Genomic DNA, 18,373 nt, shown 5'->3' on the forward strand with positions numbered 1-18,373 from the left:
GAATCCATCTTAAGGCTTAAATTTGTCAAGCCAGGTTGTCGTGGCTCGCATGACCTCTTCACTGTAAGAAACGCGTTCTTTTGGAGGAAGCGGCTTGCCGTTATTTTGCAGCATCATTTTATCAAAAGCTCCACTGGACAGCAGGATCAAGGTTAGGCTTGCCGCTATAACATAGTGAAATACAGGGGTTTCAAACCAGCGACGCCTTTTGAAAATAACTTGACTCACTTCTCCATCTATATCGGGGAGTGCGGCCATGACCTGATCTGTGAATCGCTCCGTATCTATCTGGGCAGCATGATCTTTTAAAGTCGGTTCCAACTGCTCCAGTGCAGCAAGATATGCATCCAGTGCCTGTCCGTCTTCCAGTAAAAGCTTTTCCAGCCGCGCAGTCTCTTCTAACGTGCAAGTTCCTGTTATATAAGCGTGCCAGTCCTTCAACTGCCCTTCCACCCACGGTTTATCCTGTTGTTCAGTCATTGCCATTCCTCCTCCTTCCAGTGATTTCGAATCCACTGTCGTGCCCGATAAAGTCTGGACTCTACCGTTTTTAAAGCGACCTGCGTCTCATCCGCAATTTGGTCATAGGTTTTTCCCTGCATATAATAGGCTCGAATAATATCCCGATGCTGCTGTGGCAGCTGGGCGATTTTTTCCGAGAGTTCCACATTGCGTTCCTCACGGATCAGGCGTGACAGTATATCCTCATCCCGGGAAGGGAACTGTACAAGGGTTTGTGCGATGTCTACGAGCTCTGTGGGACGCCTGTCCTGTTTGCGCTTGATATCCAGCGCTTTGTGGAGCGCAATTCGACTCAGCCACGTTTTGAAACCTTCGTTCCGGTACTGGGGGAGAGACTTATACACCTGAACGAACGCTTCCTGCGCGGCATCTTCCGCTTCCTTACTGTCATGCAATACCGAATAGGCTATATGAAAAACATGCTTGCTGTACAGTTCTACGATCTCACGGAACGCCTGCCGATCACCAGACCGGATTCGCTCAATGATTCTCTCTATATCAATGATGCTCTCCCCCTTCCCAATACTATAGACGTCAGGGAATTTCCTCCCCCTGCATATTTCAAAAAAATATATTTAAAAAGGACACACCCTCCAATCGGAGCGGTGTGTCCTCTATCATTAAAGTCTGCTTGCTCGCTTCATTTTCTGCTTGTTTTGATGTGCACAGGCGATATCCCCGAGATATCCGTGACATAGCCATCTCAGGGTAAGAGCTTTAGTACCAAAACTACTGCCTACAACGCACAGACCGATGCTTTAGCTGCGTCCGCCACCACGGAATCGCTGGGCGTATTCTTTTGCATCCTGGGCATTGCGTACACGGTTTCGACTCCACTCCAGCAATATGCGGTCAATATAACGGAAGTGCACCTTTCCTGCAAACACCGCTTCCTTCAAAGCCAACAAAATCAGCTCTTCGGGATAACGATCCTGATCCATCCAACTGTTAATCGTCTCGTATTCCATCGGAGATAGCGGTCGACCAAATTCTTTTTCAAAAATCATGAACAAATTTCGTTCTTCTGTAGTCGTAGATTCCGTTATTCCATTCTGAATTTCCGGTTTCCCACCAAACAAAAATTCGTCTTCATCGTTTGGCTCCGTACGCTCGGCAATCATACATTCCGCCAGCTTACGGTACAGTCCCGTCAAGTTGTAACGTTCAAATTGTACGGAAGAGCTGCGGTCCTCCGCAGAATCAATCCGCAGAAAGCCTTCTTTCATAAGCTTACTGAAATAGAGCGCGATTTCGTTCGCAGTGCATCCGATACGAGCCTGTAATTGCTCCCATGTCGGAAATTCATTACGTTCCGCCTGTTTAAAAGCAAGTAACTGCATCAGCAGGAGCATTTCACCATCTGTCAGTCGAAGCGTCCGATAATGCTTGAGCAGGGCGTAGGGAATCTGGACCATTCCGGCTTCCATCGCAAAGGCTACTCCCTCCGCCCATTCTGCCGCAGATGTTTTGTCGAATGATCCGGTCATCGGTTACGGATACAGACGATACAGCATACGTGGGAACGGAATCGTTTCACGTACATGATCGAGCCCGCAAATCCATGCTACTGTACGCTCCAGTCCCAGTCCAAAACCGGAATGCGGAACGCTACCATAGGTACGCAGATCCATATACCATTGGTAGGCTTCACGTGTCAGGTTATGCTCGTTAAAGCGCTCTTCCATCAAGGCCGGATCATCTATCCGTTGGGAACCTCCAATAATTTCGCCGTAGCCTTCAGGAGCGATCATATCGGCGCACAGAACAACCTCTGGGCGAGTTGGGTCAGGTTTCATATAAAATGCCTTAATGTGAGTCGGCCAATGTGTAATGAATACAGGCTTGTTGTATCTCTCGGCAATTGCCGTTTCATGAGGAGCACCAAAGTCTTCACCCCAAGGAATATCGAATCCTTCGCCTTGAAGGAAAGTAATTGCTTCATCATACGTTATGCGTGGGAATTCCCCTTGAATTTGCTCCAGCTTCGAAACATCGCGTCCAATCGTTTCAAGTTCCTTCGCACAATTTTTCAGAACAGACTGTACGATATGACTTACAAACTGCTCCTGGATGCGCAATGATTCCTCATGATCGACAAAAGCCATTTCCGGCTCAATCATCCAGAACTCGATCAGGTGGCGACGTGTTTTGGACTTTTCCGCACGGAAAGTTGGACCAAAGGAATATACCTTACCCAGAGCCATTGCTGCCGCTTCCATATACAATTGCCCGCTTTGTGTCAAATAGGCATCTTCGTCAAAATATTTGATGTGGAACAACTCTGTTGTACCTTCTGCGGAAGAAGGCGTCAAAACCGGCGGGTCCACCTTCGTAAAGCCGTTGCCATTAAAAAATTCCTGAACAGCACGGATGATTTCCGCCCGTACGATCAGAACAGCACGTTGCTTGGCGGAGCGCAGCCACAAGTGACGATGATCCATCAGGAAATCTACCCCGTGCTCTTTTGGTGTAATCGGGTAGTTTTCAGTCAGATGAATAATTTCAATACCTGTAACCGTTAATTCAAAACCTGATTGACTACGCGGTTCCTCACGCACGATTCCAGTCACATACAGGGAGCTTTCCTGCGTCAAGGATTTGGCATCATTCCAAATGTCCTCGGACACTTCGCTTTTCACGATAACCCCTTGAATATATCCGCTGCCATCGCGCAATTGCAGGAACTGGATTTTACCGCTAGATCGTTTATTATTTACCCAAGCGCCGATTGTAACCGTTTCCCCTACATGGCGACCCACTTGGGCAATCGTACTTTTATTCGTCATGACCGTCTCTCCTCTTAACCGAAAATCAAACAGCCCTTCCCAAGGGTCAGGCTGTTTGTTCTCAACTGTTGATACATACAGACTGAAGTAAGAACACTGTATGCATAAAATTTAATTTTTTCCGGTTGAACTATTGTACCAAACGGAACGTGTCACGGGCAATAACCAGTTCTTCGTTCGTTGGAATAACTAATACTTCTACCTTGGAGTTTGCCGTTGTAATCCGGCGAGGCTCACCAGAACGAATAGCGTTAAGCGAATCATCCAGCTCGATACCGAGGAATGTCAGTTGCTCCAACACTCTCTTACGCAGCACGACGGAATTCTCGCCTACACCTGCTGTAAATACAATCACGTCTACCCCGTTCATTGCCGCAGCATAGGAGCCAATGTATTTACGCAGACGGTATTCATACATTTCGAATGCCAATGTAGAATTAGCTTCGCCTTTTTCCATACCTTCTGTGACTTCACGCATATCACTGCTGATACCGGAAATAGCTAAAAGTCCACTGTGCTTGTTAAGCATGGAGTTCACTTCATTGACCGTCAGTTCTTCTTTGTTCATAACATAAGGCACGATTGCAGGGTCCAAATCACCACTACGTGTACCCATCATAAGGCCTTCCAGTGGAGTCATACCCATGGAAGTATCTACGGACAGACCGCCTTGAACTGCTGTTATACTACCGCCATTACCGATATGACAAGTAATGATCTTCAAATCTTCCAGAGGACGACCCAGGAATTTGGCAGCTTCCTTACTAACAAAATCATGAGAAGTACCATGTGCGCCGTAACGACGTACCTTGTACTTATTGTACAACACTCGTGGAATGGCGTACATATATGCTTTCTCAGGCATGGTTTGGTGGAACGAGGTATCAAATATTACAGCCTGCGGCACATCCGGCATATTCGCTTCTGCGGCTCTAATCCCCATCATGGAAGGCGGGTTATGCAGCGGCGCAAGGTCGAATAAGCGACGGATTTCACTCTTCGCTTCAGGCGTTATCAGCGCTGACTGCTTGAAGATTTCGCCTCCATGAACCACGCGATGGCCTACAGCCTCAATTTCGCTAACGCTGGAAATCACACCATGCTCCGCATCTGTAAGTGCATTGAGCACTTTACGGACCGCTGTGGTATGCTCCAGAATTTCGCTAACCTCAGTATATTCTTCTTTGCCTGTTGGCTTATGCGTCAGGATGGAGGAGTCCATACCGATACGCTCTACCAAACCTTTTGCCAAAACGGACTCATCCGTCATATCATACAGTTGATATTTCAGGGAAGAACTTCCTGCATTGATTACGAGAATTTTCATATCCGGTCACCATCCTTGTCGTACTTAAAGAAACCTTCGCCCGATTTTACACCCAGATTACCTGCACGCACCATTTTCTTCAGGACGATGGACGGACGATATTTTAACTCACCAAATTCACGGAACATGCGCTCCAGAGCAGCCAAAACGGAATCCAGACCAAAGCGGTCGGCCATTTCCAAAGGACCGTTTTGGAAGCTGTAACCGATTCGCATAGCATCGTCGATATCTTCAGCCGAAGCTACACCCTCTTGAAGCACGTGTGCCGCTTCATTGATCAGCAAGCAAATGATACGGCTTGTTACGAAGCCTGGGGATTCATAAATCATAACCCCTTTTTTCTCTACTATTTCTTCAACAAACAGTTTTGTGCTTTCAAACGTCTCATCAGAAGTTTTCAATCCACGAATAATTTCCACAAGATCAATGCGGGATACCGGATAAATAAAGTGCATGCCAATAACACGCTCTGGGTACTTGGTCGAGCTGGCAAGCTCGGTCAGACTAAGCGTGGATGTATTACTTGCAAGGATAATGTTGCTTGGACACACATAGTCCAGCTCTTCGAAAACAGCTTTCTTTTCGTCCAGGTTTTCTGTAATCGTCTCAATGACCATATCACAGCTGCCAAGCTCCGCCAAATGGGATACTTTTTGAATGCGGGATAAAATCAACTTTTTCTCCGCTTGTGTGATGGCCCACTTTTCCAATTGTTTGTCCAGACTCGTTTCAATCATATTATAGGCGTAGTCTAGTTTCTCTGGTGTCTGCTCTACCAGCAGCACATCGATTCCTTTGGACGCGAGCATTTCAGAAATACCTTGGCCCATGGTGCCGCCGCCGATGACGCCGATTTTTTTAAATTGCATGGTTCTTAACTCCACCCTTTCCTGGTCACTCTCATATATTGTATCCTTCTTTGTCGAAAAATACATGTTTATGTCCCAATAGATAATAATATCTTAGCACGGACTAAAAGTAAAAAAAAATAACCAGCATAAAAAATTATGCTGGTAATAAAGCATTTTCACTAAATTGACATCTAAATTGGTCTCCGGACAATGTTTCTTCCTTCATCAGGATGTCAAGAGAGTTGTCGAACACGGGACGATGCTTTTCAAGCAGCTCCAAAGTTCGGGTATGCATCCCATCCATAATCTGGCCATTTTCACGCATAAGTTCCTCTTTTGTAACCATATCCATATTAATAATGCCAAGTGACGTCAACCCGGAAGTCATCATCGTGTGAACGATATTCAGTGCCTGCTCAAAATCATTACTTGAGCCTGTACTTCGACCGCCATAGTACATTTCTTCTGCTGCAGCCCCAGCGAGGGAAATCATAATCTGCTCCTCCAGGAACTGCTTGGTATATAGATAATGCTCTTGCTGTGGATTATGTCGCACATAGCCGAGCGCTTTCCCACGTGGGCTAAGCGCTACCTGGCTCACACTGCCGGGACGAACGATTTCGGCCATAATAGCATGTCCCAGCTCATGAATGGCTACACGTTTTTTCTCTTCCAACGTGGATTCACGGTCTGTTTTCTCGCCCATCATTACCTTGTCGATGGCCATCGACAGATGTTTTTGGGCAATCATCTTCTCTTCCTGTCTCATCGCATAGATTGCCGCTTCATTCATGACGCTTTCCAGCTGTGCGCCTGAAAAACCATAGGATTCTTCAGCAATTTTGTCCAGATTCGTATTTTCCTGAATCGGTTTGTTTTTAGCATGAATTTTCAGAATATGAAGACGGCCCTTTTTATCAGGCAAATCCACTTGAATATGACGGTCAAAGCGTCCCGGACGTGTTAAAGCGCTATCCAGCATTTCTTTACGGTTTGTAGCCGCAATAAGCAAAATACGTGGAGTATCAGCTGAATAAATACCATCCATTTCTGTCAGCAGCTGGTTCAAAGTCTGATCATATTCACGTTGCTGTCCACCCTCACGCTTACCGCCAATCACATCAATTTCATCAATAAAAATAATCGCATTTTCCTTCTTTTCCTTGGCTGCACGAGTACGAGCCTCACGAAATAGCTCACGGACACGACCTGCACCCACACCAACGTACATTTCAACAAACTCACTGCCTGAGGCGGCAACAAATACAGAATTGGTATAATGTGCGGCTGCCTTCGCCATCAGCGTTTTCCCGGTTCCCGGAGGACCTGTGAGCAAAACGCCTTTTAAGGGACGAATGCCAAATTTTGAGATTTCATCATGTCGATTCAAAAAGTCCAGCGCCTCTCGCAGCTCCTGCTTGGCGCTTTCCTGCCCGCCGATCTCTTCAAAAGTCAGCTTGTCCGGGCCATTTTTTTTACGTTTACGCTCTTGCCCGGCACCTACAGCCAAGCCACCGCGCGCATGCATGAGCATTAACAAGCCGCTGAGCATTATACCTGCGATCAGCAGTGGGACAATATTCACCCCGATAAAGATGAGAAATATGATCGTTACCGGCACAATGCCGATTAGTGCTTCCTTGATCCATCTAGGCATTAGGCCATACCCCCATTTGCTGAGATTGACGTGGCAAAACGATAAACTTGGTCGCTTTACCTTCGCTGAGTCGGATATAGACATTGTTTGAATCCATATCGGTATCAGCCTGGATGCCCGTCTTTTTCTTTTTCATCTGCTCCACAGTAGATGAAATTTGAGTATATTTTTTATTTTCCATCGCTTCCGCTACGGGAAACATAGCCTCAGACCACCATTGATTCAGTGCTGAATTGGAATGATCTTCGATGTCGAGCTTAATGGTGCGGCTACCAATGATGGACTGCCCTTTTTGTTTAACTGCATCGACTAGTCCGGCCACATCTGCCTGTGGTTTGAGATCCAGTTTCAATACAACCTGTTCCGGTTTAATATCTATTTGAGCGCTTGTCACGCCGGGATATTGAGAAACCAATTTTTCCAGAGGACTTTGCATTGTAACCTGACGGTAAATGAACCATCCTCCAAACAGCAGCGATGCTGCCAAAACTGCCGCAACAACGATAGGAACTGCACGCAATTTCAAATAACATCCTCCTCTCAAAATGTAAAACAAAGAAGAAACGGGACGAATGTCTACAACAAACAGACTTATGATCTTGACCTTGCTGCAAAACAGCAAGCCTTTTTCTATCATATTTGTCTATCACTTAGGAATATAGTATATCATAACGTATATCGAATATCGAAGGCAATGTGTGGGGGAGTTGGGGTTGGGCAAAATCATTGGTTATGGGTGGGAGACGCTGCGTGTAGGATTTGATCTTACGATCGCTGTTGCCGCCGGATTTTTTTCGATTAGATTCTTATGGGGAAAATCCGGCGGCAAAGGCGAACGCTCCGCTTCTCCAGATTCAAATCCTCCACTCCGCTACTGCCCGCCATAAAGATGAATTTTGCCTTAGCAGGAAAGTTAGCTAAGTAAGGATGCTTCGCTGGCTTTCAGCCTAGCTTTGCGGCGTAGCAAAAAAGACGTAAATACGAATTTCATCGTATTTACGTCTTTTCCTTATTGCTTCTGGTGTCTAGATTTATTTCACTACTTCGGCTTTCTTTGCGTTCTTTCTGTTACTCATACTTCTATAAGCAACTTGGCTATAACAAAAATTTGCATGTAGCACCTACGCTGCATATATATAAAGTTTTATTACCTCATCGCTAACAACATAGTCCTTTATAGAAACATCATGCCACCGTCGATCAGAGGGGATTGTCCTGTCATGTAATCGGAATCCGGGCCTGCCAGGAAGGACACGAAGGCTGATACATCTTCCGGTATTGAGAGACGACCCAGAGCAATTTTGCTGCCGAATTCCTTGGTAGCATCGCCTATAGCTTCACCTTTAGAGGCCGTAATTTCTTTATCAATTCCGCTCCACATCGGAGTTTGTACAATGCCAGGGCAGTAGGCGTTAACCGTAATTCCATATTGTGCATATTCCTGAGCCGCGGTTTGTGTTAGCGCTCGAACGGCAAACTTAGTTGCAGAGTAAATACCTAGATTGGCATTACCGACATGACCTGCCTGGGAAGAGGCATTAATGATTTTACCACCATGACCCAACTCTCTAAATTTGGCTGTGGCCGCCTGCATGCCCCACAATACACTGGTCACATTAATGTGAAACAGCTTGTCAAAATCAGCCAGCGTAACATCATCCAATAGCTTGGAAGGAGCAATCCCAGCATTATTCACGATAACATCAAAGCCACCGAGTTTCTCAGCTGTCTCCTGTACGGCGGCGAAAACCTGATCCCGGACGGAGACATCAACTTTAAGCGCAAGCGAGTGCCCTCCTGCCTTTGCGATCTCTCGAGCAACACTTTGAGCTGTACTTTCATTTAAATCCACGACTGCAACGGCAAAGCCATCTTGACTCAGCCGTAAAGCGATAGCCCGACCAATCCCTTGACCTCCACCTGTTACCAATGCAACTTTCCCATCCATTTTTCCCATGTTCATGAATCTCCTTTTGCGTATAAGTAGTCATGATAACATAGCCACGAAATTATGGCTTACGTTAGTCAATATCTATAATTGAACCATTTTTAGGAAAAAAACATTATGAGATATGTAATAGACTTCACTTTATACCTGTTTAAGGTAAATGAACAACATGTAATCCAAACTTTTAAAATTACATATGAAGGTACTGCACAGGCGGATACGGTTTTATACTCAAATAGTTATGCTATGATAAATCCTAATCAAACATAAAATCAAAAAGACGTAAATACGAATTCATCGTATTTACGTCTTTTTTTTAACTTTCAATCATTCCAAGATATATAAACGGAGTTTAAAAGTTACCTTTTGCGCCACTCCGCAGGGGATGATGCTTTCCATCGGCCGCCTCCAGATTTCTCGAATAAGCCTATGTCAGAGGAGAAATCCGGGAACAAGATTGACAGATGTAAAACCCAAAACGGAGATAAGCGCGGCGTCCGTTCCCTCCTACCTCAACTCCCTGGTGTTTGGAGTGACTCCATGGCGGTCAGCCATCTGAGTGGGCCATTTGAATCTGAAGAAGCGGAGCGTTCGCCTTTGCCGCCGGATTTTCCCCATAAGAATCTAATCGAAAAAAATCCGGCGGCAACAGCGATCGTAAGATCAAATGGACTACGCAGCGCTCCCAGGCACTCCTACCCCTTCAAACCATCATCAGCCACTCCCCACATCACTCTAGTAGTTAGGCAATGTATACTTTACCCCCGTCGATCCCCCATCTGAGAAACGGTAAAAGGTATAGTTATGATGACTTCCATCATTGTAAAACAGCTGCCAAACATATTCGCCATTGAACACACTCGGCTGGAGACTCACAATCTCTGCATCTGGAAGCTGCTGCTGAATGATTGCCTTCATTTTTTCCTCGTCGACTCCGTTTTTCAATAGCTCGGTATGGATACCGCTATTATCTGCGGCAGGTACATTAGGCTGTCCCTCCACTTTTTGAAAGGGAACCCACACCATTATATTTTCATTTTGGGCATTTTTCCCTTGAACTACCCAATATACCTGACTCCATACTGACTTCCATGTACGAGTCGTGCTGACCAGACCACCCGATTGCTTGGCCTTTATGATAGCGGCATTTCTCTCAGCCACCTGGTCTTGCGTAACATAAGAATAATACCAGAACATGCTGACCAGGATCAGTATCACGGCCAAAACGGCGACCGCTATCCATTTTTTCTTATTTTTCAAACCTGTGCTTCCTCTCTAAGGGGATGTGACACCTGAATTAGCGCGACAGCAGCCCTTCAAAGGCGGCTTGTGCCTCATGTTTGATACGTTCCTCGTCCATAGTCAGGCACTCACCGTTTTTCACGACCTGACGACCATCAACCCACACATGAGCCACATCTTTGGCGCTTGCGGAGTATACGGCATGGGAAATGAGGTCTGTACGCGGCAAGAAGTGCGCCTGATTCAGATCTAATGCGATAAAGTCAGCCTTGTTGCCTGCTGCCAGTACTCCTACCTCTTTTAAACCAATCGACTTCGCGCCGTATTCTGTTGCCAGACGCAGCGCTTCACTCGCAGGAACTGCCGTAGGATCACCGGATACTCCCTTGTGAATGAGCGCAGCCAGACGCATTTCCTCAAACATATCCAGATTATTATTGCTGGCAGGACCATCTGTTCCGAGGGAAACAGTAACCCCTGCACGCAGCAGTTCAGGCACTCTTGCTACACCACTTGCCAGCTTAAGGTTGCTGCCCGGATTATGCGAAATCGCTACACCACGTTCAGCCAGCAAAGCTATTTCTTCATCGTTCAAATGAACGGCATGAGCAACAAGTGAAGGACGGGAGAAAAAGCCGAGCTTATCCAAATGTGCAACTGGACGCAAGCCATAATCACGTACGTTTTGCTCAACTTCTGCAAGAGTCTCGGACATGTGTGTGTGCAGCGGTAAATCCAAATCATGCGCAGCCTGTACAAATTTTTCGATAAACGCAGGCGGGCATGTGTAAGGCGCATGCGGAGACATCATCGTTGTAATACGACCATCTGCCTTACCATGCCAGTTACGTGCAAAAGTCACAGCCTCAGCCAGCTTGATTCGCTGCTCCTCCTCAGAGCATAATCCAATCGCCCCACGCATCAGACTCGCACGAATGCCTGATTCTTCAGCTATACGAGCCACCTCATCCATATGATCATACATGTCCAGGAAGGTCGTCGTACCGCCTTTCAGCATTTCCAGCACAGACAAGGAAGTACCCCAGTACACATCTGAAGATGTGAACTTAGCTTCCATCGGCCACATTTTCTCCTGAAGCCATACTTGAAGTGCCAAATCATCACCATACCCACGCAGCAATGACATCGCCGCATGACCATGAGTGTTAATCAGACCTGGCAAAAAGAGCAAGCCTTTACCGTCAAAAGCGTCTGTCTCTTCCTCTCCCGCAGGCAAAGTCTCGCCAATGTAAGTAATCCGGCTATCCTCCACAATCATATAGCCATGGATTACTCCGACTTCCGGTCCGTTTACGGCAAAGGAGCCGTTTTTAATTATCCATTTATTCACCGTCATATTGCAATTCTTCCTTTCCATCCTCTAAATAATAAGCGAGGCTAAGCAAATCGGTTGTAAAATCTGTGGTATGTACCCGGATGTTGTCCGGGGTTTTCAGAATGATCGGTGCAAAGTTCAAGATCGCTTCAATACCACTCTCAATAAGTTTGTCAGCCACGTGTTGCGCTTCGAAATCCGGTACGGTAATAATCCCGATCCGAATATTTTTTTCTTTTATGGTCGCTTCCAATTGATCCATTGGCTGAACGATCAACGTATTGATCATCGTCCCCGTCTTCTCTGGAACCGCATCAAATACCGCTACAATTTTCATATTATCTTTTAAGTAAGCATTATAATTCGAAAGCGCTTGACCCAGATTACCAGCTCCGACCAATACGACGTTGATTTGCTGATCAATTTTCAGAATATGACGTATTTTTTCAATAAGATAAGTAACATCATAACCGATACCCTTTCGGCCAAAATCTCCAAAATATGCAAGATCCTTGCGAATTTGAGCCGGATTCAAGTTCAGTCTTTGTCCCAGCTCCTGGGAAGAGACCGTGGCCACCTCCCTTTTGTGCAGTGCATTCAGATAACGTAAATATACGGGTAACCTCCGCACAACTGCCTCTGAAATTTTATCTGATTTCATACTTGCTCCCCCTAATTGTAACGGACATGTTTAAGTATCCGTCCATTATGCCTCAGTCTCCGGGGCGGATTGGAGCCATTCAGAGATGCGGGGCACCATTTGCTCCGTCGGCATATGCTCCATTTTTGGTCCCGGTAACGAGTACAAAAAGTGCTTTCCGTAATAGGATTCGATTACACGTGTATCGTATACGATGACGACCCCGTGGTCGCTCGCTGTACGTACCAAACGCCCAAATCCCTGTTTAAAGCGAATGACCGCCTGTGGAACAGACAGCTTCATAAATGGATTTTTCTTTTGCTGCTGAAGCAGCTCGCTTTTCGCCTCCAGCAACGGGTGATTTGGCGGTTGAAACGGCAGCCGGACAATTGCCAAGCAAGTCAGCGCCTTGCCTGGAATATCGACACCTTCCCAGAAGCTGCTGGTTCCCAGCAATACAGAAGCTTTGGCCTCCTGAAAACGCCGGGTCAGCTTGCTGCGGCTCCCACTGTCTACACCCTGTCCCAGCACAGTGATATCACTGGAAGATAATGCCTCTTTGAGTGGCTCGTACACCTGCCGGAGCATCCGGTACGAGGTAAATAAAACGAGCATTCTCCCCCCGGTCGCCTGAGCAGTCGAGCCTAGCGAGCTAACGAGCATATTTACAAAATGTGCATCTCCAACACTTCCCTTTACACTCGGGAAATCCCGGGGAATGACCAGCAACACCTGATCCCTGTAGTTAAAGGGCGACGGGAGCTGCGAAGTCATAAGCCGCCCCTCTTCTGCAGCTTCCTGCAAACCGAGCTGATCGGTCATGTACTGAAACGACTTATCTACCGATAAGGTAGCTGAGGTCAGAATAATGCTTCTTTTTTTGTCAAAAAACATTTCTTTCAGCTGGCGGCTCACATCTACAGGCACTGCATAAAATTGCAGTGATTTACTGCGAAATTGCCCGCTTGCCTCAAGCCAGTAGACGGTCGTTTCATCATCAAGACGCATAAAGAAGCGCAAATTTTCCTTCACACCCGCCAAATCCTTGAGCAGTCCCGTGATATCGGTAATGAGGCTGTCAGCCGCATAATCGTCATGTTCTTCCTTTACGTCCAGCATCAGCTTATCGCCCTTGCGCAAAATTTCGCTTAGCGTAACATTTAGCTGATTTTCCAGCGCAGCCGCTTGATCCCACTTGGCAGGCTTGGCCGACGGCTTGAGACGGGAAGAAAACTGCCCCGTTTCACCCGGTGTCGCATCACTTCGCTCCGGCAGCATACCAAATAGCTTGTCGCTTAACAAATCCCATGTCTCTTTGACCTCCAGCACAAGTGGATATACCTGGTCGATGATCGAAGCCCAATCTGCTGACTTCTCATGACCGGACTTTACCAACTGCTGACGCAATGAAGGCAGCTGTCCATTCTTGCTGTCTTTGAACAGCCGGGTCAGCGTATGAACGAGTGTGAAATATTTCATATGCATGCCCAGATGCTTACCAGCAACTTCCTCCAGATGGTGTGCTTCATCAATGACCAGATGCTCATAGCTTGGCAATAGCTGATGACTAGCCTTGACATCCGTAAACAGCTTGGAGTGATTCGTTATAACCACATCCGCTGTTCCGGCCTCATGACGTGCACGATGATAAAAGCATTTACGGAACCACGGGCATGAACGGCCAAGACAGGACTCGGAATCACTTGCCACTGTTTCCCAAAAATCTCCGCCACGGTTGCTCAGATTCAATTCTTCATCATCACCAGTTTCCGTGAGTGTCAGCCAGACGATCATCTGGGCAGCTGTAATTAAGTCTTCCTTGGGTGTTGCGAAGTCTCTTCTGTTTATTTTATGTTCAAACTTGCGCAGACACAAATAATGCCCCCGCCCCTTAAAAATGGCAGCCCGGAACGGGAACGGAATCACCTTCGTCAGCATCGGAATATCGCGCTCACGCAATTGCTCCTGCAGGTTGATTGTATGCGTACTTACTGTGACTCGCTGACCATATTTTACACTGTGATACAGTGATGGAAGCAAATAACCCAGAGACTTGCCTGTCCCTGTACCCGCCTCGATCAGCAAATGCTTGTCTTCACTCAGCGCCTGATTTACATCCTCTATCATCTGTACCTGCGCTTCGCGCTCCTCGTATTGGCTCAAGGATGAACGTAAATGATCTCGCACATCATCCATGTATTTATCAAAGGAAACACCCGACAGCGGATTTGGATCATCTTCTCTGCGTGGAGTAGCTAGCTCTGTCCAATCTTCCACCTTTAGTGCAAGCTGGCGATAAAACTGATGCCCCTCCAAATCCTGAATGGGATCAAGCTCTTTCTCTTCACGTACCCCGTCAAGAAACCATCCAAGATCACTTTCTTCCTCTGCGAACAAATCACTGAGCCGCTGTATCGTGATTAAAGGCAAGGCTTGAAGCTCTCCCACACACTTTAAAAACACCTCGGCCGTAGCCAACGCGTCGCTGTCTGCTTGATGGGGACGGTCATGAGCCAGCCCGAACTCAGAAGATACAAATCCCAGCTGATAGGAGGAAAGCGATGGAAACATGATTTTCAGAAAATCCATTGTGTCCAAAATTCTACCGCTAAACGGCAGATATCCACACCGATCTAAAGCGTTTTGCAAAAAATTAAAATCAAATGCCACATTATGACCGACCAGCACAACATCATCCAGCATAGGTACAAGCTCCATCATCATCTCTTCAAGTGCTGGAGCATCCTTGACGTCATCGTCTGTAATTCCGGTCAACCCGGTAATAAAAGGCGGAATAGGTCTGCCAGGGTTCACATAAGAACCGTAAAGACGGGAAATGCTGTTATCATGATCTATAATTGCAAGTCCGACTTGAATGATGTCATCCGCGGACTGGGTGCCTGTCGTTTCAAAATCCAATACCGCAAATTTCATTCGGGCTAAATCCTTTCTTTTGACACATACAAAAATAATAACTCCGTATAACAGCATAGCAGAATATCGCCTTTTTGGAAATTAAGACAGCCAAAAAAGACGATGCATACGCCGCCTGAGGAGGTGGGCATGCATCGTCTTACCCGGTGTCTGACAACTACATCCAGGGCATCATCGAGCTGTCGTAGCGAAGCATTTTGGTACCGGACAAACAGGCTTCCATATTGTGCAGCGGCTCGGGCATTGCAGGATCGAGCTGGTGCGCGCGAGCAAAACATTTTTGCGCTGCCTCTACATCAGCCTGTTTGGCCATCAGACAGCCCAGCGCATTATAGATGGCCGCCTTGAGTCCTGGCTGCTCTGTCAGGTGCAGCACCTTTTGAAAATGGCGTACAGCCTCCGCTGTATCCTCCAGTTGAAAATGCGCCATCCCTAAATACATACGACTTTGCCAGCTGTTCGGAAAATGCTGTAATACCTGTTCAAACTGCTGAATGGCCTCAGGGTACATAAGCAGTTGGTAATACCCTTGTCCCCGATTATAAGCCAGCAGCTCTTTTTCAGGCAGTTCCTTTTCAGAAAGCTCTGCGTCAGAAATGTCGGACTCTGCGGAAAAGCCGGCCGCTCGCAGGCAAACCATTTTTTCCTCAAAGGCCAGCCATTCATCCATAATTCTGTCACTCATTTTCCGCAGCAAACTCCAATGCTGCAGCAGCTCCTGCTTGCGAGAACCTTGGGCTGATGGGTAATGCTTCACGATATCATCTAACATGCTGTTCATTTCTGCGAATACATGCTGGAACATGTGCATCCCGCCCTTACGAAAGATGGAGTAATACACTCACATTCTTCGCCTAAAGGACGTGTTTCATCCGCACTCCCATTCATTACATGATCGTAGCGTGTACTTCCTTATTCGCCGTCTGGGCTGGTTTATTATGTTCATCAACGAATACCACAGTCGGTTTGTATGTTTTTGCCTCTTCATTTGACATAGAAGCGTAGGAAATAATAATGACCGTATCACCAGGCTGCACCAGACGCGCTGCTGCACCATTGAGGCAAATCACGCCGCTGCCACGCGGTCCAGGGATAACATAGGTTTCCAACCGGGCCCCGTTGTTATTGTTCACAATTTGAACCTTTTCATTTTCCAGCAGATCGGATGTCTCCATCAAATCCTCATCAATCGTAATACTCCCCACATAGTTAAGATTGGCTTCAGTCACCGTCGCACGGTGAATTTTCGATTTCATCATCGTTCTAAACATGGGAAAGCACCTCCGCTTTCTGTAATCTAATATTGTCAATCAGTCGGGTGTTCCCAAATTTCACAGCCAGCGCTACAATGATGTCCTCTTGAACATCACTTAGCCGCTGCTCGGCAAGAATTGGCTCTAAGCCGGGAAAAGTTAATATTTCAATATAATCAATGTCTGCCAATGGTGAGGAGGTAATGGTGGACTCTACCATTTGATGTATCTGACCGATTGTAAACGAGTTTTGTACAGCATCTTCGCTCACTTCACGCACCTTGCGCAGTGATTGGGACAGTACCAACGCCTGCTCCCGCTGCTCTGCACTCAAATACACATTACGCGAGCTCAGGGCCAAACCGTCAGCCTCTCGGACGATCGGGCAAGGTACAATGGTCACATTCATATTGAGATCGGTCACCATCTGCTGAAGCACAGCAACCTGCTGCGCGTCCTTCATACCAAAGAAGGCCAGATCAGGATTGACCATGTTAAACAGCTTGGCTACCACCGTCGTCACACCATCAAAATGTCCCGGACGTGAAGCGCCACATAAGCGTTCCGTCAAAGCGGATACGTGAATTTTGGTTCGGGTTGGCTGCGGGTACATTTCCGCTACTGTTGGCAAAAATACAATATCCACACCCTCGCGCCGCGCTACCTCCAGATCACGTGCTTCATCACGAGGGTAGCTGTCCAGATCTTCATTAGGTCCAAATTGAATCGGGTTGACGAAAATGCTGAGCACCACTGTATCTGACAGTTCACGCGCCTTTTGCATCAAGCTTGCGTGGCCTTCATGCAAGTACCCCATCGTCGGCACAAAGCCGACTGTATGTTGCTGTATAGCAGCAGAACCGTATTCCGCTTTTGCTCTGTTTGTGCCAAGCTGCCGCCGTTCAGCAATAGCCTGCCGCAGCTGAGCCACTTCTCTTACGATGATCATGACTGGGATTCCACCTTTTCCTTAGCTTGTTGCCTAACTTGCTCCTTAGCCTGGCCTTTGGCCTTACCGTACAGAGCTTCCACGACACGATCGTCCGCACTGAACACATGCTCTTCAGCTGGAAAGGCGCGTCCCTTCACATCGCTCACATATTGCTCAATGCTGCTGCGGATCAAGCCGCCTACATCGGCATAGGTTTTAACAAAGCGCTTGCTGTAATAAGGCGATGCATATTGAATCAGGTCGTGATAGACCAGCACCTGACCATCGCATCCGCGTCCAGCACCAATTCCAATGGTCGGAATGGACAGTTCTTTGGAAATCGCCGTTGCGACCTCCTCAGTCACCAATTCTAGTACAATGCCAAATGCACCCGCTTGCTCCAGCGCCTTGGCGTCATCCATCAACCGACGTGCGTCTGCTTCATCCTTACCCTGAATGCGATAGCCGCCAATCTGATTAACAGACTGTGGTGTAAGACCGATATGTCCCAGTACAGGTACACCTGCCTGAACAGTCGCTTTTACGACGTCGATAATTTCTGCTCCGCCTTCCAATTTGACAGCATGCACATGTCCTTCCTGCATCAGACGGCGAATACCCTGAAGGCTTTCCGATACGCTGCTGTGGTATGTCATAAAAGGCATGTCCGCTACGATAAATGTATGCTCCGCACCTCTTGCTACCGCCCGGGAATGGTATACGATATCGTCCAAAGTTACGGGAATGGTCGAATCGTAACCGAGAACTACGTTACCCAGCGAATCACCCACGAGAATCATGTCAATTCCCGCCTCCTCGGCTATTTTAGCCGATGGATAATCATACGCGGTCAGCATGCTGAGCGGAATGCCCTCCTGCTTCATTTTTTTCATTTTCACAATATTCAGTGCTTGTTTTCCGGCCACTTGGCATGGCTCCCTTCATC

18 protein-coding genes are annotated in these 18,373 nt (G+C 47.1%); 1 reads left to right on the forward strand and 17 read right to left on the reverse strand.

All coding sequences use genetic code 11. From position 1 onward, the window contains the following. Positions 1-9 precede the first annotated feature (9 nt). From L693_RS0118270 to L693_RS0118305, 8 genes are all read right to left on the reverse strand, one after another. Complete coding sequence (locus L693_RS0118270) at positions 10-480, reverse strand: hypothetical protein (RefSeq protein WP_025718871.1); 471 nt, start codon at positions 478-480, stop codon at positions 10-12. After that, positions 477-1,046 carry an RNA polymerase sigma factor gene (locus L693_RS0118275; protein WP_307498755.1) on the reverse strand — a complete coding sequence of 190 codons (570 nt, stop codon included), beginning with the start codon at positions 1,044-1,046 and terminating at the stop codon, positions 477-479. The genes L693_RS0118270 and L693_RS0118275 overlap by 4 nt, the downstream gene beginning before the upstream one ends. A gap of 234 nt (positions 1,047-1,280) precedes the next feature. Beyond that, positions 1,281-2,009 carry a DnaD domain-containing protein gene (locus L693_RS0118280; RefSeq protein ID WP_049825213.1) on the reverse strand — a complete coding sequence of 243 codons (729 nt, stop codon included), beginning with the start codon at positions 2,007-2,009 and terminating at the stop codon, positions 1,281-1,283. Between the two features lie 3 nt (positions 2,010-2,012). Next, positions 2,013-3,308 (reverse strand): asparagine--tRNA ligase, encoded by a 1,296-nt coding sequence (asnS, locus tag L693_RS0118285; protein WP_025718875.1) that lies wholly within the window; start codon positions 3,306-3,308, stop codon positions 2,013-2,015. Positions 3,309-3,438: 130 nt separating this feature from the next. Then, the gene (locus L693_RS0118290; RefSeq protein WP_025718876.1) at positions 3,439-4,635 is read right to left on the reverse strand and encodes an acetate/propionate family kinase; all 1,197 of its coding nucleotides are present in this window, start codon (positions 4,633-4,635) and stop codon (positions 3,439-3,441) included. Next, positions 4,632-5,504 (reverse strand): 3-hydroxyacyl-CoA dehydrogenase family protein, encoded by an 873-nt coding sequence (locus L693_RS0118295; RefSeq protein ID WP_025718877.1) that lies wholly within the window; start codon positions 5,502-5,504, stop codon positions 4,632-4,634. The genes L693_RS0118290 and L693_RS0118295 overlap by 4 nt, the downstream gene beginning before the upstream one ends. Before the next feature lie 136 nt (positions 5,505-5,640). Further along, a complete protein-coding gene (locus L693_RS0118300; protein ID WP_025718878.1) occupies positions 5,641-7,143 on the reverse strand; it encodes an AAA family ATPase in 1,503 nt (500 codons plus the stop codon). Further along, positions 7,136-7,669, reverse strand: a complete 534-nt coding sequence (locus tag L693_RS0118305) for a hypothetical protein (RefSeq protein WP_025718879.1) — start codon at positions 7,667-7,669, stop codon at positions 7,136-7,138. The genes L693_RS0118300 and L693_RS0118305 overlap by 8 nt, the downstream gene beginning before the upstream one ends. A 187-nt stretch (positions 7,670-7,856) precedes the next feature. Here L693_RS0118305 and L693_RS30125 point away from each other — a divergent pair, with 187 nt between their 5' ends. Beyond that, positions 7,857-8,030, forward strand: coding sequence for a hypothetical protein (locus tag L693_RS30125; protein ID WP_155983872.1), 174 nt, complete (start codon positions 7,857-7,859; stop codon positions 8,028-8,030). A gap of 287 nt (positions 8,031-8,317) precedes the next feature. Here L693_RS30125 and L693_RS0118315 read toward each other — a convergent pair whose 3' ends face one another. The 9 genes from L693_RS0118315 to panB form a co-directional block, all read right to left on the reverse strand. Continuing rightward, positions 8,318-9,100: a (S)-acetoin forming diacetyl reductase gene (locus tag L693_RS0118315; RefSeq protein ID WP_197029999.1), complete on the reverse strand. Its 783-nt coding sequence runs from the start codon at positions 9,098-9,100 to the stop codon at positions 8,318-8,320. A 726-nt stretch (positions 9,101-9,826) separates the two neighbouring features. After that, positions 9,827-10,351: a cell wall elongation regulator TseB-like domain-containing protein gene (locus L693_RS0118325; protein WP_025718882.1), complete on the reverse strand. Its 525-nt coding sequence runs from the start codon at positions 10,349-10,351 to the stop codon at positions 9,827-9,829. Positions 10,352-10,388: 37 nt separating this feature from the next. After that, positions 10,389-11,690 carry an amidohydrolase gene (locus tag L693_RS0118330; protein ID WP_025718884.1) on the reverse strand — a complete coding sequence of 434 codons (1,302 nt, stop codon included), beginning with the start codon at positions 11,688-11,690 and terminating at the stop codon, positions 10,389-10,391. Continuing rightward, the gene (locus L693_RS0118335; RefSeq protein ID WP_025718887.1) at positions 11,677-12,330 is read right to left on the reverse strand and encodes a redox-sensing transcriptional repressor Rex; all 654 of its coding nucleotides are present in this window, start codon (positions 12,328-12,330) and stop codon (positions 11,677-11,679) included. Before L693_RS0118335 ends, L693_RS0118330 begins: the two co-directional genes overlap by 14 nt. Before the next feature lie 45 nt (positions 12,331-12,375). Further along, a complete protein-coding gene (gene dinG, locus L693_RS0118340; RefSeq protein WP_025718888.1) occupies positions 12,376-15,243 on the reverse strand; it encodes an ATP-dependent DNA helicase DinG in 2,868 nt (955 codons plus the stop codon). 157 nt (positions 15,244-15,400) lie between these two features. Further along, positions 15,401-16,048 (reverse strand): tetratricopeptide repeat protein, encoded by a 648-nt coding sequence (locus L693_RS0118345; protein WP_025718889.1) that lies wholly within the window; start codon positions 16,046-16,048, stop codon positions 15,401-15,403. An 82-nt stretch (positions 16,049-16,130) separates the two neighbouring features. After that, positions 16,131-16,514: an aspartate 1-decarboxylase gene (gene panD, locus L693_RS0118350; protein WP_007430795.1), complete on the reverse strand. Its 384-nt coding sequence runs from the start codon at positions 16,512-16,514 to the stop codon at positions 16,131-16,133. Next, positions 16,507-17,445: a pantoate--beta-alanine ligase gene (gene panC, locus L693_RS0118355; protein WP_025718890.1), complete on the reverse strand. Its 939-nt coding sequence runs from the start codon at positions 17,443-17,445 to the stop codon at positions 16,507-16,509. Before panC ends, panD begins: the two co-directional genes overlap by 8 nt. After that, a complete protein-coding gene (gene panB, locus L693_RS0118360) occupies positions 17,442-18,353 on the reverse strand; it encodes a 3-methyl-2-oxobutanoate hydroxymethyltransferase (protein WP_025718891.1) in 912 nt (303 codons plus the stop codon). Before panB ends, panC begins: the two co-directional genes overlap by 4 nt. Positions 18,354-18,373 lie beyond the last annotated feature (20 nt).

It is taken from the genome of Paenibacillus sp. 1-18, assembly GCF_000520755.1.
GTDB lineage: Bacteria > Bacillota > Bacilli > Paenibacillales > Paenibacillaceae > Paenibacillus > Paenibacillus brasilensis.

Coding starts and splice junctions, on each gene's coding strand:
- L693_RS0118300 (WP_025718878.1), bottom strand. CDS start 7,143: ATGCCTAGATGGATCAAGGAAGCACTAATCGGCATTGTGCCGGTAACG.
- asnS (WP_025718875.1), bottom strand. CDS start 3,308: ATGACGAATAAAAGTACGATTGCCCAAGTGGGTCGCCATGTAGGGGAA.
- panD (WP_007430795.1), bottom strand. CDS start 16,514: ATGTTTAGAACGATGATGAAATCGAAAATTCACCGTGCGACGGTGACT.
- L693_RS0118315 (WP_197029999.1), bottom strand. CDS start 9,100: ATGGGAAAAATGGATGGGAAAGTTGCATTGGTAACAGGTGGAGGTCAA.
- L693_RS0118270 (WP_025718871.1), bottom strand. CDS start 480: ATGACTGAACAACAGGATAAACCGTGGGTGGAAGGGCAGTTGAAGGAC.
- L693_RS0118335 (WP_025718887.1), bottom strand. CDS start 12,330: ATGAAATCAGATAAAATTTCAGAGGCAGTTGTGCGGAGGTTACCCGTA.
- L693_RS0118330 (WP_025718884.1), bottom strand. CDS start 11,690: ATGACGGTGAATAAATGGATAATTAAAAACGGCTCCTTTGCCGTAAAC.
- L693_RS0118280 (WP_049825213.1), bottom strand. CDS start 2,009: ATGACCGGATCATTCGACAAAACATCTGCGGCAGAATGGGCGGAGGGA.
- panC (WP_025718890.1), bottom strand. CDS start 17,445: ATGATCATCGTAAGAGAAGTGGCTCAGCTGCGGCAGGCTATTGCTGAA.
- L693_RS0118290 (WP_025718876.1), bottom strand. CDS start 4,635: ATGAAAATTCTCGTAATCAATGCAGGAAGTTCTTCCCTGAAATATCAA.
- L693_RS0118295 (WP_025718877.1), bottom strand. CDS start 5,504: ATGCAATTTAAAAAAATCGGCGTCATCGGCGGCGGCACCATGGGCCAA.
- L693_RS0118345 (WP_025718889.1), bottom strand. CDS start 16,048: ATGTTCCAGCATGTATTCGCAGAAATGAACAGCATGTTAGATGATATC.
- dinG (WP_025718888.1), bottom strand. CDS start 15,243: ATGAAATTTGCGGTATTGGATTTTGAAACGACAGGCACCCAGTCCGCG.